This is a genomic window from Granulicatella sp. 20925_1_28 (genome assembly GCF_041433575.1).
Classification (GTDB): Bacteria; Bacillota; Bacilli; order Lactobacillales; family Aerococcaceae; genus Granulicatella.
On the sequence record NZ_JAPWBS010000003.1, the window covers coordinates 1 to 16716 of the forward strand.

At 43.1% G+C, this 16716-nt stretch carries 13 protein-coding genes and 1 other RNA gene; 13 read left to right on the forward strand and 1 reads right to left on the reverse strand.

Features of this window, described 5'->3' with window-relative positions; genetic code table 11:
* Positions 1-305 precede the first annotated feature (305 nt).
* Positions 306-1058 carry a D-alanyl-D-alanine carboxypeptidase family protein gene (locus tag O3793_RS02575; RefSeq protein WP_371445404.1) on the reverse strand — a complete coding sequence of 251 codons (753 nt, stop codon included), beginning with the start codon at positions 1056-1058 and terminating at the stop codon, positions 306-308.
* 200 nt (positions 1059-1258) lie between these two features.
* Here O3793_RS02575 and guaB point away from each other — a divergent pair, with 200 nt between their 5' ends.
* The 13 genes from guaB (at position 1259) to dnaX (ending at position 16701) form a co-directional block, all read left to right on the forward strand.
* Positions 1259-2737 (forward strand): IMP dehydrogenase, encoded by a 1479-nt coding sequence (guaB, locus tag O3793_RS02580; RefSeq protein WP_371445406.1) that lies wholly within the window; start codon positions 1259-1261, stop codon positions 2735-2737.
* Positions 2738-3524: 787 nt separating this feature from the next.
* A complete protein-coding gene (gene glmS / locus O3793_RS02585) occupies positions 3525-5333 on the forward strand; it encodes a glutamine--fructose-6-phosphate transaminase (isomerizing) (protein WP_288294778.1) in 1809 nt (602 codons plus the stop codon).
* A 458-nt stretch (positions 5334-5791) separates the two neighbouring features.
* The gene (locus tag O3793_RS02590; RefSeq protein ID WP_070438454.1) at positions 5792-6304 is read left to right on the forward strand and encodes a hypothetical protein; all 513 of its coding nucleotides are present in this window, start codon (positions 5792-5794) and stop codon (positions 6302-6304) included.
* Between the two features lie 524 nt (positions 6305-6828).
* Complete coding sequence (locus O3793_RS02595; protein WP_048711039.1) at positions 6829-7281, forward strand: low molecular weight protein-tyrosine-phosphatase; 453 nt, start codon at positions 6829-6831, stop codon at positions 7279-7281.
* A gap of 1 nt (position 7282) precedes the next feature.
* A complete protein-coding gene (locus tag O3793_RS02600; RefSeq protein WP_371445408.1) occupies positions 7283-8404 on the forward strand; it encodes an AI-2E family transporter in 1122 nt (373 codons plus the stop codon).
* Positions 8391-9686: a hypothetical protein gene (locus tag O3793_RS02605; RefSeq protein WP_371445409.1), complete on the forward strand. Its 1296-nt coding sequence runs from the start codon at positions 8391-8393 to the stop codon at positions 9684-9686. The genes O3793_RS02600 and O3793_RS02605 overlap by 14 nt, the downstream gene beginning before the upstream one ends.
* Positions 9687-9690: 4 nt before the next feature.
* Entirely contained in the window at positions 9691-10185 is a 495-nt protein-coding gene (gene tadA / locus O3793_RS02610; protein ID WP_371445411.1) for a tRNA adenosine(34) deaminase TadA, read from the forward strand.
* 122 nt (positions 10186-10307) lie between these two features.
* On the forward strand, positions 10308-10574 hold the full coding sequence (locus O3793_RS02615; RefSeq protein ID WP_371445412.1) for a SemiSWEET family transporter: 267 nt from the start codon (positions 10308-10310) through the stop codon (positions 10572-10574).
* Between the two features lie 349 nt (positions 10575-10923).
* Positions 10924-11469, forward strand: a complete 546-nt coding sequence (locus O3793_RS02620; RefSeq protein WP_371445413.1) for a DUF6609 family protein — start codon at positions 10924-10926, stop codon at positions 11467-11469.
* A gap of 347 nt (positions 11470-11816) precedes the next feature.
* The gene (locus O3793_RS02625) at positions 11817-12041 is read left to right on the forward strand and encodes a hypothetical protein (RefSeq protein WP_371445414.1); all 225 of its coding nucleotides are present in this window, start codon (positions 11817-11819) and stop codon (positions 12039-12041) included.
* Positions 12042-12600: 559 nt separating this feature from the next.
* An RNA gene (gene ffs, locus O3793_RS02630) (signal recognition particle sRNA small type) lies at positions 12601-12700 on the forward strand.
* Positions 12701-12769: 69 nt separating this feature from the next.
* The gene (locus O3793_RS02635) at positions 12770-14914 is read left to right on the forward strand and encodes a UvrD-helicase domain-containing protein (protein ID WP_371445416.1); all 2145 of its coding nucleotides are present in this window, start codon (positions 12770-12772) and stop codon (positions 14912-14914) included.
* A 62-nt stretch (positions 14915-14976) separates the two neighbouring features.
* The gene (gene dnaX, locus O3793_RS02640; protein ID WP_371445418.1) at positions 14977-16701 is read left to right on the forward strand and encodes a DNA polymerase III subunit gamma/tau; all 1725 of its coding nucleotides are present in this window, start codon (positions 14977-14979) and stop codon (positions 16699-16701) included.
* Positions 16702-16716: the final 15 nt, after the last annotated feature.

The window sequence follows — 16716 nt, forward strand, 5'->3', positions numbered from 1 at the left end:
AAAAAGCAAGGTGAATTCACCTTGCTTTTTATTTTTGTTTCAGCTGATTACAAATTATGAAGTGTATTAAAAGAAGCTACCTTGAAATTTTTCAAGGTAGCTTATATTTTTGTAGTTATTCCATGTAGTTGAACTCGAAAAGGCATAGGCTCAAGCCTTGAGAGTTCTTCGCAGTGGTTTATTGACTTTCTTTTCATCACTCGTGATTCAAGAAAGTCTAATAAACTTTGCGGGCGAAAGACTACGAAGCAAAATGGATTCACACTGTGAATCCATTTTTGGCTTCTGTCTTTCTGCCTCGTATCCTATTCGTATCCGCCGCCTTCAACTCCAAAATATTCTTCCAAGCTTAAGCCAGATTGGTAAATGGCAGTGGCTTTGTCACCGACGTATCTTAGGTGCCATGCTTCGGCTTGGTAACCGGTGATGGCTTCCTTTCCAGGTTGGAATCGGACGATGAATCCGTACTCGTGGGCATGCGTATGAAGCCAGTGGATGGCGTCGCTATACTCTGGTCCATCGAGTAGATTTCCATGGGTATCGAGAATATCGAAGGCGAGCCCTGTTTGGTGTTCGCTATATCCTGGGCGAGCAGAGTACGTGTCTGCGGCGGCTTTTCCTTCACGGGATACATAGTCGTTATAGAGTTCGGTTTGATATTCATAGGAACGATATCCGCTGTACGTGTCGCTAATCGGATAGCCGAGTTCTTGCATGCGTTGAATTAACGCGCGCACTTGTTGGCCAGCCGTTGGATCTTCGCCGGGCGCGTAAGTCGACGGTAGCGCGTGTTTTTTATTGACGATGATGTCATACCCAAGGGAAAGGTCAGCCTTGCCACTTGCAGCCTGCGCTTGCGTAGTTGCTTCAGTCGCAGAAGTCGCTTCGGTACTTTGAACCGTCGTTTCCGTTGTTGTGCTAGTAGTCGTGCTCGTTGTTTGCGCAGTCGTTGCCATCGAACTCGTGGTCGTTTCAGCGGGCGTGTTCTTGCCCGAACAGCCGAGGAGAATGAAGCTTAGTGCAACTGCTGGTATGAGTTGTTTTTTCACAGGAATCATCCTTTCTTTGTCACTATAAGTGTAGCATAATTCCGAAGCTTTGGGAGGCTTTTTTGTGAAAAATTAAACTCTCATTAAAAAACGAACAATGAAAGATGAAACTTCCATGAATTAACAGGATTTTCTACAGAAAAGCTTGCTTTTTCTTTTAAAAGTGGTATATTATTCGTTAATAAATTCAATCACTGGAGGTTTGTGCTATGTCAAAATGGGAAACAAAATTTCAAAAAGAAGGATACACATTCGATGATGTTTTACTAATTCCAGCGGAGAGTCATGTCTTGCCAAATGACGTGGATTTACACGTGCAATTAGCCAAAAACATTCGTCTCAATATTCCTTTAATGAGTGCAAGTATGGATACCGTCACAGATTCAACAATGGCGATTGCGATTGCGCGTCAAGGTGGATTAGGCGTGATTCATAAAAACATGTCTATCGCCCAACAAGCAGAAGCAGTTCATAAAGTAAAACGTTCAGAAAGTGGCGTTATCATCAATCCATTTTTCTTAACTCCATCCCATAAAGTACAAGACGCCGAAGACCTCATGGCAAAATACCGTATTAGCGGTGTCCCAATCGTAGACGACTTAGAAACACGTTATCTCGTTGGGATTTTGACAAACCGTGACTTACGTTTTATCTCAGATTATTCCATTTCAATTGACGAAGTAATGACAAAAGAGAACCTCGTAACGGCTCCAGTAGGAACATCCCTCAAAGATGCCGAAGCCATTCTTCAAAAACATAAAATCGAAAAACTACCTTTAGTAGACGATAAAGGTTGCCTCGCTGGTTTAATTACGATTAAAGACATCGAGAAAGTGATTGAATTTCCGAACTCTGCTAAAGACGAACACGGACGTTTACTCGTAGCCGCAGCAGTGGGGATTACTTCAGATACATTTGAACGAGCAAAAGCATTACTCGACGCAGGTGCGGACGCCATCGTCATCGATACTGCACACGGACATAGTGCCGGCGTGATTCGGAAAATCAAAGAAATCCGCGAAATGTTCCCTGATGCAACATTGATTGCCGGAAACGTAGCGACAGGCGAAGGCACACGTGCTTTATTCGAAGTAGGCGTGGACGTTGTAAAAGTCGGAATCGGACCTGGTTCTATCTGTACAACTCGTGTCGTTGCCGGTGTAGGGGTTCCGCAAATCACAGCGATTTACGATGCCGCAACAGTAGCAAAAGAATTTGGCAAAGCGATCATCGCAGACGGTGGAATTAAATACTCAGGAGATATCGCTAAAGCTATCGCAGCGGGTGGACATGTGGTGATGTTAGGAAGCATGCTTGCCGGAACAGACGAATCTCCAGGTGAATTCGAAATCTTCCAAGGACGTCGCTTCAAGACATATCGCGGAATGGGAAGTCTCGCAGCTATGGAAAATGGTTCAGGCGACCGTTACTTCCAAGCGAAAAACGAAGCCAACAAACGCGTGCCAGAAGGAATCGAAGGGCGTGTTGCCTACAAAGGTTCTGCGGCGGATATTATTTTCCAAATGGTTGGCGGATTGCGTTCTGGTATGGGGTATGTTGGGGCGCATAATTTAGAAGAGCTTCGCGAGAATACACAGTTTGTGCGTATGAGTGGTGCGGGGCTAAGAGAAAGCCATCCGCATGATGTTCAGATTACTAAAGAAGCACCAAACTATTCAATTTCATAAAAGATAAAAAAGCTATTAACCGAAGGTTTTTGGATATCTTCATAATAGCGATAATAGCTGTACCGGACTGAGCCTAAGGTCTCAGTTCCTCTCGACTCTCAAACTGCCTCTAGGGAATAAAATCCCCAGAGGCAGTAATTCGTTTCGAGTACACTCGCTATTATTGCTATTATAGAATCCAAAACCCAGTTAATAGCTTTTTTAAGTGAATAGTTCACTAAAAAGAAAATGAACATCATGTGTGCTTTTCACTACATACGACAAACTGGTAGTCTCTTTGAGAGGCAGGGAGGGAAAAGACGTCATGTGTGCTTTTTACGGCTAACAACTTCATTCGTGCAGGGAGATAAAACACAAAAGTTTCGGAGTTTTAATATTGAAGAGTTAGGAAAGATTGGGGAAGTGGTTCTTACGAGTTCGGTTCCTAAAAATGCAATAAGAATGCGGTTTGAGGAGGGGTAGGGTTAAGGTTTGGTTTGGAAAAGGTTAGGAAAAAGGAAAATTAGTTGTTTTTGGTGTGCTCTTCGGTTATGATGTACATGTTTCTGAAAATTTATGAAAGCTTTGAAAGGAAGCAACAAGGATAGCGCCAGGCCTGTTGGAAAACAGGTGACGAGGAATGAGTTTATCGAAATACTCGGCGGATGACTCAAGGCAGTGCAGTCTACAGTTTCATACAAACCATTTTTGCAAGGAAATGACAAAATTGAAACAGCACCAGAAACATAATCAAAATTACAATAAAAAGAGGACTAAAAGGGACCTCTTATAAAAGGAGTTAAACATTATGTGCGGAATCGTAGGATGTATTGGACACGGAAAAATCCAAACAGTAGTATTAAACGGATTAGAAAAGCTTGAGTATCGTGGATATGACTCAGCAGGATTATTTATTATGGACGAAGATGGATCAACACAATTAGTAAAACGTGTTGGACGTATTCAAAATCTTCGTGATGCAGTGGATGAAGAAATTCCAGCATTTGCAGGGATTGGGCATACTCGTTGGGCAACACACGGACCAGCGACAGAAAACAACGCTCACCCTCACCAATCACAATCAGGTCGTTTCACATTAGTGCATAACGGCGTAATCGAAAACTATGACGAATTGAAAAAAGAATTCTTAAGCGACGTTGATTTCAAATCTCAAACAGATACAGAAGTTGCCGTAAACTTAGTAGAATACTTTGCAAATAAAGAAAACTTATCAGGGAAAGAAGCGTTCCGTCGCGCGTTAAAAGAAATCCGCGGATCATTCGCATTCGGTTTATTAGATAGCGAAAAACCAGGCGTTCTTTACGCAGCAAAACATAAGAGCCCATTATTAGTAGGGGTTGGCGAAGGCTTCAACGTGATCTGTTCAGATGCAATGGCAACAATCGCTGAAACAGACCGTTACATCGAAATCAAAGACGAAGAGTTAATCACTTTAACAGACACATCTGTAGAAATCGAAACAATCGACGGCGAACCAGTAGAACGTGCACCATTCGTTGCAGAATTAGATGCAGACGATTTAGAAAAAGGGGCTTACCCTCACTACATGTTGAAAGAAATGGATGAACAACCAGTTGTATTACGTAAAATCATCCAAAACTATCAAGACGAAAATGGTCAATTACAAGTCGATAAAGAAATCCAAGACAGCATTTTAGCAAGCGACCGCATTTACGTGATTGCCTGCGGAACTAGCTACCACGCAGGATGGGTAGGTAAAGCGTTGTTAGAACAACTTGCTGGAATCCCAGTAGAAGTTCACTTAGCAAGCGAATTTGCATACCACCAACCATTATTATCACAAAAACCATTCTTCATTTTCTTATCACAAAGTGGAGAAACAGCGGACAGCCGTCAAGCGTTAGTAAAAGTGAACGAGCAAAACTTCCCATCATTAACAATCACAAATGTGAAAGGGTCAACTCTTTCTCGTGAAGCAAGCTATACGTTACTATTACACGCAGGTCCTGAAATTGCCGTAGCTTCAACAAAAGCTTACACTGCACAAATCGCAGTAATGGCCGTTTTAGCAGACGCATTACGCGCTTCTAAAGGATTAGAAGCTCCATTCGACATGAAGCACGACTTAGGTGTCGTTGCTGCTTCAATCGAGAGCGTATTATCAGACAAACAAGCCGTTCAAGATTTAGTTCAAGAGCGTTTATTAGAAACTCGCAATGCTTTCTACATCGGTCGTCACTTAGACTACTATGTAGCCATGGAAGCAGCGTTGAAATTAAAAGAAATCTCATACGTGCAAACAGAAAGCTTTGCCGCAGGGGAATTAAAACACGGAACAATCGCCCTTATCGAAGAAGGCACTCCAGTTATCGCATTGTTAAGCGAACCAGTAGTAGCAAGCCACACTCGCGGAAATATCCAAGAGGTGAAAGCTCGTGGCGCTGTCGTAACAACCATCGCTATGGAAGGTGTTGAGCAAGAAGGCGACGATATCATCGTTCCAGCGGTGCCAATCTTATTAGCACCAATCGTATCAGTTGTGGTAACGCAATTAATCGCGTACTACACTTCTCTAGGTAAAGGGTTAGACGTTGATAAACCGCGTAACTTAGCCAAATCGGTTACAGTAGAATAGAAAAAATGGTGGACGGCTGTCCACCATTTTTTGTTTTCGAAGGATGCAAAATCCATTTGAAAAGAAGAGAGAATATAGCCCAAGGGGCTAAAAAATAAACTTCATACCGCTTCGGATATCTTCATAGCTGCGATAATAGCTGTACCGGGGCGAGCCTAGGGTCTCGCTCCCTATCGAGCTTCAAACTGACTCTAGGAAATAAATTTCCAGAGTCAGTAATTCACATCGATTACAATCGCTATTATTGCCGCTATAGAATCCGAAGGGTATTCCGTTTATTTTTTATCCCTGTGTTTGTGCCTTATTTCAAATGGATTTTGCCTTTATTCGAAAGAAAGGGAGAGAAAAATGATATGGAAAGATTATCATAAGATTCCTGCTGCAGATGGATACCGTGCAGTATAATTGGCTTAATCAAAGAAATGATTTGTTAAAAAGTGAGTAGGGGTGCTAATAGAATGTCGATTTCTAAAAAGAAAGCAGGAGTGATACTGCTAATAATCGCAGTGATAGGTTTTGGCTATTGGTTATTTCATGAGGATGAAGTAGTTCCGGACTTTTCATCTAATAATAAAATTGAATTGATTGCCCACGTGCTAAGAAATCGTAATGCGGACAAGATTAGAGAAGCAGGATATGGAATCCCATCAGACTCAGTTATTAGACGTTTAGGTGGTATCGATATGCTTGAAATGGATGGAGAATTGAATTTAAAAGTACGAGTTCCAAGTCCTGATGATAGCGAAATACTTGTTCTTTTTTCAACGGTGGATGATGGAAAGAAAATAAACGGGACTTTCTTTTTAGATAAAGAATGGAATATCATTTATTCAAGCTACCATACGATTGGAGAAGACAATACGAGGAAAGAAGTTAAATTAACTGACTCTCAAGAAAAAGAGTTATTACAGAAAGTTCAGAAGGAATTAAATCAATTTCTAGATAAAATGAAAGAACAATTAGGTAGATAACTAATGTGGATCTTGCCTTCATTCGAAAGAAAGGGAGAAGAGAAATAAGAGTTGGGTGCAGGAAAAATCGTCGCTGCAGGGGTGCGGTGATGAAGGGACGTGACATGCGTTCATATGTTTCTCGCAGTGTAACAGACGAGCAAGCCTTCAAAAAGTGTAGAAGCTAGCTCGAACGAAAAACTAAGGCAGAAATTTAGTAAAGATTACAGACAAGATTACGGAAAATCATGCGGATTTTATAATCGAAGTGATGTGGGATAGCATTCGAAGTGAATTCCGGACTCTTTTAGAGTCCGTTTGAATCTCGAAAGTGCTTGAGACGTAGGCTCAAGCCGGTGCCCCATTACAGCGATTATAAAAAAATCCGCAAGGATTTGAAGGAATCTTGTCTTTGTTTTCTACAGGGGATATTTTAGAAAATTTAGTTCGTTCGAGTAAGCTATAACACCACACAGACATTTTTTTGCGAAGGGGGTGGCTCGTATGTTATAGTGAAGGGAAAGAATGGAAAGCGAGGGACGGTCATGAAGGTTGTGTTCGTCTGCCTGGGCAACATTTGTCGTTCTCCGATGGCAGAAGCTGTATTTAGAAAAATGGTTCATGAAGAAGGATTGGAAGATAAAATTACGATTGATTCCGCTGCGACAAGTACGTGGGAGCATGGGAATCCGGTGCATCACGGCACTCGGAAGAAACTCGAGGAGCACGGCATTTCCGCAAAAGGGCTTGTGTCACGGACGTTGGATGCGACGGACCTGGACGCAGACTACATTCTTGGAATGGATGCGTCGAATGTGCGTAATATTCACGCTTTTGTCGATGGAAAATCGGATGCGACGGTGGCTCGCTTGTTAGAAGTGGCAGGAGTGCCGCGCGATATTGCCGATCCGTGGTATACAGGAGACTTTGATGCGACGTACCGTGATGTGACATTGGGATGCAATGCGCTCTTAGAACAATTAAAAAAGGAATTATAGTATGGATAAGATTAGAAAAGATTGGGCAGTGATGATTGCTCTGGCGGCTGTTTCGTTACTTGTCGTCTTGAATTTTAGCGCCATCCTCACATGGATTTCCGAATTTATTGGGATGATGTTCCCGCTTATTTTAGGGATGATTTTGGCATTTGTTTTAAACGTGCCAATGAAGCGAATTGAACAAGTGTTGGAGAAGATAAACTTCCCGCAAAAGCTGCGTAGAAGTGTCGCAATCCTGAGCATTATTGTGATTCTGCTTCTGATTATTTCGCTGTTGATTTGGATTATTGCGCCGATGATTGCTAAAACCGTGTCACAACTGGGCGATAGTGTAAATCACTTACTATTCGTGGTTGCGGATTTTGTACAACATTCAAAATTAATGCAATCCAGTGAAGTGAGTCAGATTACCGACTCACTAAGTCAAAGCAATATCGTATCGTCTGTCATTACATTCCTTGGCGGATTTACAACGAATATTTCAGGGCTCTTCTCAAATGTGTTCTCTGTAATTATGGGGATTTTCTTCATGATTAATATTCTCGCAAGTAAGGAAATGCTCGCACGTTTAACGCTTCGCATTCTTAATGTGGTCTTGCCAAAAGATAAAATCGAGCACATTACTTATGTTGGGGAAGTCATCGTGGATACGTATGACCGTTTCTTGATGAGTCAAATCATCGAGGCGGGAATCCTTGGGGTTATGATTTTTGCTGGATACTCTCTTGTAGGGTTGCCATATGCAGGACTTGTTGGGGTGCTGTCCGGAGTACTCTCATTCATTCCGTATATCGGGCCGTTTATGGCGTGCGGAATTGGAATGCTTTTCACCTTTACAGAAAGCCCAATTCAAGCACTCATTTCACTTGTCGTCTTTATGATCGTTCAAATAGTGGAAGGAAATGTCGTCTATCCGAAGGTTGTCGGCAGTTCCGTTGGTTTGCCAACGATTCTAACCCTTGCTGCTGCGTTAATCGGTGGAAATCTCTTTGGTTTAGTAGGAATGATTTTCTTCATACCAATTTTTGCCGTGATTTACCGTTTCGTGAAAGAATGGGTGGAGAAACATGAACAAGCTGCTTCAGTGGTAGCTGTAGGAGGTATAATTGATGAAGAAAATTAGTGAACTAGGGATTACAGGGAAAAAGCTCCTAATTGAAGGGATTGCATTCCTTATTGCTGGGGTGTTGCTCCTAATCTACGGACCAAACTTCCCAGAATTGATGTTACGTCTGTTTTTAACATTCTTATGGGCTCGTGAACTATGGAATTTCTTGTTCCGTTGGTTTAGTAAGGCGGCGGCAAAAGATCCATTATGGCTGAATGTTGCTAAATTTTTCCTTTACGGATTTTTAGCAGGAAATCAATTCTTCCTGTCATTGCCGGTTGCGATTGTAAGCTTCTTGATGGGGCTCAATGAAGTGATGAACGCGGGAATTAGTGGTGTGACGTACTATATTTATGTCAAAGACGGCATCCGTCCGAGACTGCGCTTGCTCATTGATACCATTTGGCTCTCAGTTGTCGGGGTAGCGACTTTACTGGCTCTTGGGGGCGACGGCAACTTGCAAATGTTCTTCCTTTCGCTTTATTTCGTGGGGCTTGGGATTACCAATATTCGAGACGGCTGGTTCTTTGAGGCCGAAGTTGGAAAGAAAGTCCTTCGCAGACGTTTGCGTCGTGGGATGCCGCTTGTATTTGCTGCACTGATCCCTCGAGCAACCCTGCAAAAAATCAATGATGCGTTGGAACTTGGAGAAGGCGAAACGGCTTCAGAAATTTACGACCGTGCTAAAGAAAATGCCGAACCAAACTTAGAAATGTTTATTCACGTCACAAAAGACGGATTTGGGGCAATCGGGCATGTCGACCTGTGTTACAAGGGACGCATTATTTCATTCGGAAACTACGATACGAATTCAGAGCGACTCTTTGGAGCGATGGGGGATGGGGTTCTTTTTAGTGCCGACCGTGAAAAATACATTGAATTTTGTAAACGCGAAAACCATAAGACCTTACTGGGATATGGTCTCGCCTTGTCTCCGGAACAACTCGCAGCTGTCGATAAGGAAATCGCCAAACTGATGTCGCTGACAGTGCCTTGGGATCCGCCGCAAATGGTGAAACCGAAGCGTCCTGGAATCGACAAAGAAGAACCGATGTATGCCTACAAGCTCAAACAAGAAGCAGATGCACTCTTGTATAAATTTACCTCTTCAAAATTCAAGACGTATTTTGTCATGAGTACTAACTGCGTATTGCTAGCAGACACAATTGTCGGAACAGCAGGAACCGATATTTTAAGCGCCCGAGGATTTATTTCCCCAGGGACGTATCAAGATTACTTAGATAAGGAGTTTGAGAGACCGCACAGTCTAGTCGTGACCAAGCGCGTCTATCAGTAAGAACATGGAACTTCAGGAAAAAGAATTCTTTATGAGGGAAGCGTTGAAGGAAGCGCAGAAAGCCTATGACCAAGCGGAAGTGCCAATCGGGGCGGTTGTCGTTCTGAACGGTGAAATCATCGGTCGTGGCCATAACTTACGCGAAAAAGAACAAGACGCCACTCTTCACGCTGAAATTAAAGCGATTCGCCAAGCCAACCAGCACCTTGGAAGCTGGCGACTCGAAGACTGCGAACTCTTCGTCACGCTGGAACCTTGTCCGATGTGTAGCGGAGCGATGATTCTCGCGCGTCTCAAAAAGGTGACGTTCGGCGCCTTCGACCCGAAAGCCGGTACAGCCGGTACCTTTATGAATCTCCTTCAAGACGAGCGGTTCAACCATCAAGTCGAAGTCGAGCAAGGCATCTTGGAAGACGAATGCAAAGAAATCTTGCAAACCTTCTTCAAAGGCCTTCGCGAACGCAACAAACAACGAAAACAAGCACAGCTTTCCGAATAGGGGCTGTGCTTTTTAATGTTCTTAACAAAAACTTATACTTGTAAACGGTTATCTACTCTTGAAAAATATTTTCTTTTTATATATTATTTTACATAGTTCGAAAAAGGGATGGAGCAGTAAATATGAAATTATCAGAAAAACAAACACAAATCTTAGGGTGGATCGCAACATGTATGTCTGTGGCTATGTATGTAGCTTATATTCCGCAAATTATGAATAACTTAGCCGGAAACAAAGGAGACTTCATTCAACCACTCGTTGCCGCATTGAACTGCTCATTATGGGTGTACTACGGAATCTTCAAACCAAACCGTGATATTCCACTAGCAGCTGCAAACGCACCAGGAATCTTCTTCGGTCTAGCATCTGCTTTAACAGCATTATTATAATAATGACCAGCACAGCTTCACCGATGAAGTTGTGCTTTTTTTGGATTTCGTCGGAACTTTGCGGATGTCTTCATAATAGCTGTAACGTTGGACCGGTTCGAGCCGAAGTCTCTCACCTTTAAAGCTTCAAAGCAGGAGTACGTCCGCAAGCGGACTACTCCTGCTAATTCACATTTAATGCGGAACACGTTACTGCTATTATAGAATCCGCAGTTCCTTCGAAATCAATCCTGCTACAACTCTTGTAAATCAAATCAATTATAAAAAGTGCGATGTTTGAAATCCGATTTTTTCAGGAGTAGAATAGAAAATGTCGTTAAAAGTTTCAAAGTTAACTGGAGGAATACGTATGTCATTTTTAGGTTATAACAAAGGAGAAACGTTAGAATTCAACTACAAAAAAGCGTGTGGCTTATGGCTCATCGCGGTCGCATTCGTGATTGCACTCGCGACGGTTGTAGGTGGAGAACAAATCATTAATATGCAGGTCTTTAGTATCGGCTATATGGTGAGCTTCTTTTCTATCAATCTGAATAAAAAAGTCCTTCATAAGTTTTCGGACGGCCCTTCAACACCTTTCCAACGCAAAATGTCGTTATACTCAGTAATTCTCTTATTTATTTTACTTGTACTCTTAGGTGGTCCATTCTTCGAAACAGAAAACTGGAGACTCATCTGGTTAGGCGCGCTTCTTGCGACAGGGATTCATTTCTTCCCGTACTATTTCGTTCATGGGAAATCAATGATCTTCCTAGGATTGGCATGCGTGATCAATGCAGCGGTCGGATACCTTTCTCCACAAAGCTCCCTCGTGACCATCGCCTATATCGATGCCTTTATTAAATTAGCCTTTGGACTTTACCTATTCTTTTTATCCAAACCATCCAAAGCATAAATTCATTACCATTTACCAACAGCAAATCAATCTGGTTTGCTGTTTTTTGATAGGATTGATTTCTTCGGAACTTTGCGGATTTCTTCATAATAGCTGTAACGTTGCACCGGTTCGAGCCGAAGTCTCTCCCCTTTAAAGCTTCAAAGCAGGAGTACGTCCGCAAGCAGACTACTCCTGCTAATTCACATTTAATGCGGAACACGTTACTGCTATTATAGAATCCGCTGTTCCTACGAAATCAAGCGAACCGTTACTTTAGTAATGTAAATGAATGACAAAAGTGCCTGTTGTACGACTCCTTAAAATGATTTAATAAAGACAAGGAAAACAGTTAAGGAGCGATTCACATGAAAATTAACATCAAAAAACAAGACACAAACCAACTTACAAAAGACCTAATGGTTATAGCGCTCGTCGTCAATGCTTTAGCCCTTGTCATGCACTTGGTTCTAAACATTATTACAGGCCAAGCATTAATCCCTGTAATCACAAGCCAATTTATCTTTATCCTTCTCCCAATTATGTACCTAGCAGAGGATGCTAATAAAAATAAAAAAGCCGACAACCGGTAAGCACAAGCGAACATCTTAGATAGTTTTTCCTTCTGGAGAGACTATCTTTTTTAGTGTCTCTTTTGCCATCCCTCGGCACGTATTGATTTTAGAAAACAAAGCAGATTCACTTGAAAAAGAAACAAACCATAGCAAAGTACGAACTCCATCGTTTGCGGTAGGGAGCAGACATGTTCTTTCTTCACGTTGATTTCGAAGAAGCTTGCGGATTCTATAATCGCAGTAACGGGGAATCGCATCGAATGTGAATTACGAGAAGTAAGGACTGGTCCTGTACTTCTCGTTTGAAGCTTCGAAGGTGAGAGACTCATGGAGGCTCGAATCGGTGCCCTGTAACAGCGATTATAAAAATAATCCGCAAGCATTCGAAGAAATCAACACCCGAAAGGGTGCATTTTTAAGAAGAGAGAACTATGTATGGATTACTCCCAGCATCTAACCACAAAAACCAATTGGGATAGCCCCATCCGCACTCTCTATGTGGAGCAGTTTTGTTAATTTCTTTTTCAAGCAAAATCTGCTTGCTTTTCGAGGAGAAGTTTTGTATAATAATACGTGCCGTTAGGCCGTATGGCAATAGCGAACTTATGAATCGAGTCAGGTCCGGAAGGAAGCAGCTATAAGTAACGTTCGCTATGTGCTGTATGTACATAGAAGAAGAATCAGGCTGGACCAACGGTTCAGCCTGTTTTTATGAAAAGAGTATCCAGTGGAGGGAGAATAGTCGCATGAAAAATCAGAGTTTCCAAGAAGAAGTGCAGCACTTAGAAATCGTGCAAGACTTAATGGAACAAAAAGTGGCGATCGAGAAGAACCGATTGCAAGAACGCGACCTGGATATCGCTAGACAAGATACCATTCAGTATGGAATCCAACAATTAGAAAACCAATTGGAATCTCCATACTTTGGAAGAATTGACGTTCAATTTGAAAAAGACGAGAGAGTTGAGAAGATGTACATCGGACCTGCAACTTTCTTTGACGAAGACGACAATGTGCAAGTATATGACTGGCGTGCTCCAATCGCAAGCCTATTTTACGAAGGAACATTAGGAGAGCTTCAATACGAAACACCAAATGGCTTCGAGAAAGCTCAGGCCTTCTTAAAACGCGATATCGTCATCCGTAAGGGTGAATTAAAATCTGTTTATGACATTGAAAATGAAGAATCATTATTGATGGATGCCTTAAGCGCACCAACAAACCGTGACGGACACCTAGAAGGAATCACGGCGACGATTCAAAAAGAACAAAATGAAATTATTCGTTTAAATCCAAAAGACTGGTTCATCGTGAATGGATGTGCCGGAAGTGGGAAGACAACGATTTTACTACAACGCATTGCGTACTTGATGTACCAAGCAAAAGACAAGCGTATGAGCGATATGCTCCTATTGTCGCGTAACCAATTATTTGCGAAATACGTTTCACACGTGATCCCAAGCTTAACGGGAAGTGAATTGTACCAACAAACATTAGCACAACATACCATCGAGCTTTATCGCAAAATGTATTTGCATAAAACAACGGCGCTTAGCCAAGTGCCAACGCGCAAAGTGTATTTAACGGACAGCGAGTGGATTGCGCTTGTACACCGTAATATCGAAGGCTTATCGGCAAAAGATTTGCCATACCGTGCTATCGGGATAAAAGGGCAAGCCGTATTTACGATGAAAGACTATCAAAAACTGGTCGAAAGCGTGAATACAGCACTACCGTTGCAACAACAATTAACGCAAATGCAAACCGTGCTCGAGCGTACGTTGAAACGCCGTCTCACGAAGTTCTTTATGTCTGAAAAGGCAAAAGCAGTTTATGAATCAATGAACGCGATGCAAATCGAAGTGTTGATGAAAGACGTGGAGACAAAGAGCGAGACAGAGTACTACCAAGTGCTTGGACAAAAAGTGTTCGAGAAGGAAGTACAAGAAGTAACGCAACAAGTGGAAATGTTCGCATTCGTGGATATTGCTGCACTTGTGGTGAAATGGATGCCCGAAGCAAAAATTCGTCGCCAAGAACTCGGTAAGACGGACAACGCGCCACTTCCATTGAAGAAGATTGAAGGCAGCCGCATGCAAGTCACTGCAGAAGGAATCCGTCTGTTGCAATATGTCGCAACACGCGTGACGCCAGTTCGTGACTACACAGGCTTCAGCCACCTCTTCATCGACGAAGTGCAAGACGTGTCACTCTTATGGCTTGGAACCTTATCCAACTATTATTTCCGTGCGAAATTCACGGTAGTGGGAGATACCTTCCAATCGTTCTCAACGGCTACGACGATTTTCACATTGGAAAAACGACACCCAGAACTCGTGGACTTGATTTTTGCAAACCGCACGTTAACACACCGCAACTTAGCGATTAGTTACCGTTGTACGGCGCAAATTTCACGTTTTGCAAACGGGATTCTAGGGTGGGAGCTTGATAAAAATGTGTTCCCACGTTCAGGGGCAGAAGTATCGGTATACTTAGAACAAGAAGGCAAAGAAATGGCGCGCTTAAACACGTTACTAGAAGAAAGTCCAAAAGGCTACCATACGACAGCAATCCTTTGCCGTACGATGGACGAAGCCAAAGCATTGTACCAACAACTCGACCAAGACGACATTGCGCTTCTGGAAGATAGCAGTGAGTCGCTGGGCAGCCGCTTCGTGTTAACGACGATTCAAGTCGCTAAAGGGATGGAGTTCGACGAAGTGATCATTTGGAACGCGACGGATGAAGCGTATCATACGATGAAAGAACAGATGATGCTGTACACCACATGTACACGTGCAAAACACCAGCTCTCACTCATCACGCAAGCAGGCAAAGAGAGCCGCTTTATCAAGAATTCGAAAGCACCGATGAAGCGAATCGGGCAGTAGAATTTTTAGCAAATCTATACTAGAATAGAACTGTAAAATTTTGAAAAAGGCAGGGAAGTAAAATGGCTTATCAAGCATTATATCGAAAATGGCGTCCTCAAACGTTCGATGATATGGTCGGGCAAAGTGCGGTCACGCATACATTGAAGAACGCGATTAGCAATCACAAAACGAGTCATGCTTACTTATTTACAGGACCTCGTGGGACAGGAAAAACGAGTGCCGCGAAGGTGTTTGCAAAGGCCATTAACTGTCCAAATCAAACAAACGGTGAACCGTGTAACGAATGTGAGATCTGTAAAGGAATCACGAACGGAACAATTGGCGATGTCATCGAAATCGATGCTGCCAGCAACAATGGTGTCGAAGAAATCCGTGATATTCGTGACAAGGCGCGTTATGCACCAACGCAAGCCGAATACAAAATTTATATTATCGACGAAGTGCATATGCTCTCAACAGGAGCCTTCAATGCACTGTTAAAAACTTTAGAAGAACCGCCTCAAAAGGTCATCTTCATTCTCGCAACGACGGAACCGCATAAGATTCCAGCAACGATTATCTCGCGTACGCAACGTTTTGACTTTAGACGCATTACGTCGCAAGAAATTATCGACCGATTGGCGTATATCTTAGGCCAAGAAGGAACCCCGTACGAAGCGGATGCCTTAAGCGTGGTGGCAAGATGTGCCAACGGTGGTATGCGTGACGCCTTGAGTTTACTCGACCAGATGATTTCATTTGGCGACGGCAAGGTGACGCTAGACGAAGCGATTCAAGTGTCGGGAAGTCTGACAGACGACTTGATGATTGATTTCGTGAAAGACTTACAAGAAACAAAGGCTGAAGAAGCCCTTGAAAAATTACAACAGCTCTTCAAAATCGGGAAAGAAGCCAGCCGCCTCGTAGAAGAATGGTTGGAATTTGCTAGAGACCTCCTTATCGCGAAACAAAGTGGCGAGGCAATCGGTCGTAGCGAGCGATTCCTACAGTTCAAAGACGAAGTGGAACCGGAATTCTTATACCGCTTTGTAGAGGCGTTAAATCAAACGCAACAAGAAATGCGCTTCACGACAAAACCAACGATTTCGCTGGAAGTGTTGACGATTAAAATGGCGCAACCTTATACATTGACGCCAAGAACCAGTTCTGGTGCACCGGCGTTGCCAAGTAGCGAAGAAGTGCAACAGTTGCAACAACAAATCGCGCAAATGCAACAGCAAATGAACGCGTTGTTGCAAGGCGGCGCACCTCAAGCGCAACAAGCACCAAAAACGTCGGCGCCAAGACCAACGCGTGCGGCCTTTAAGCCAAACACGACGGCCATCCAAAAAATCTTGACGGAAGCAACCCGCGAAGACTTGTTGAAGGTACGCGAGTTGTGGGGCGACTTACTCAGTTGCTTGAACCCGCAAGAACAAGCGCTGTTGAGCCAATCAACGGTGAACGCGGCGGGACCAAATGGATTCGTTCTCGGATTTGCCTACGACCACTTGTGTGACATTTCCGAAACAAGACCAGGATTCCGTGAGGTCATCCAAGAACATCTGGAACGCCTCGGTGGCTACAGTGGGACGTTCGTGGCAGTGACACAACATCAATGGCCACAAATTCGTGCGGATTTCTTACAAGAACGCAAGAAGAACCAAGAAGAGGAAGCTGTTTCCATCGTGACGGAAGAACCGGCCGTGGAAGATTCCCTCACACCAGAAGAACAAGCATTTGAACAAAAAGTAAACGACACGATTGAACTCTTCGGGGAAGACATCGTGCAAATCGAAGAATAGAGACGGAGGAATTAA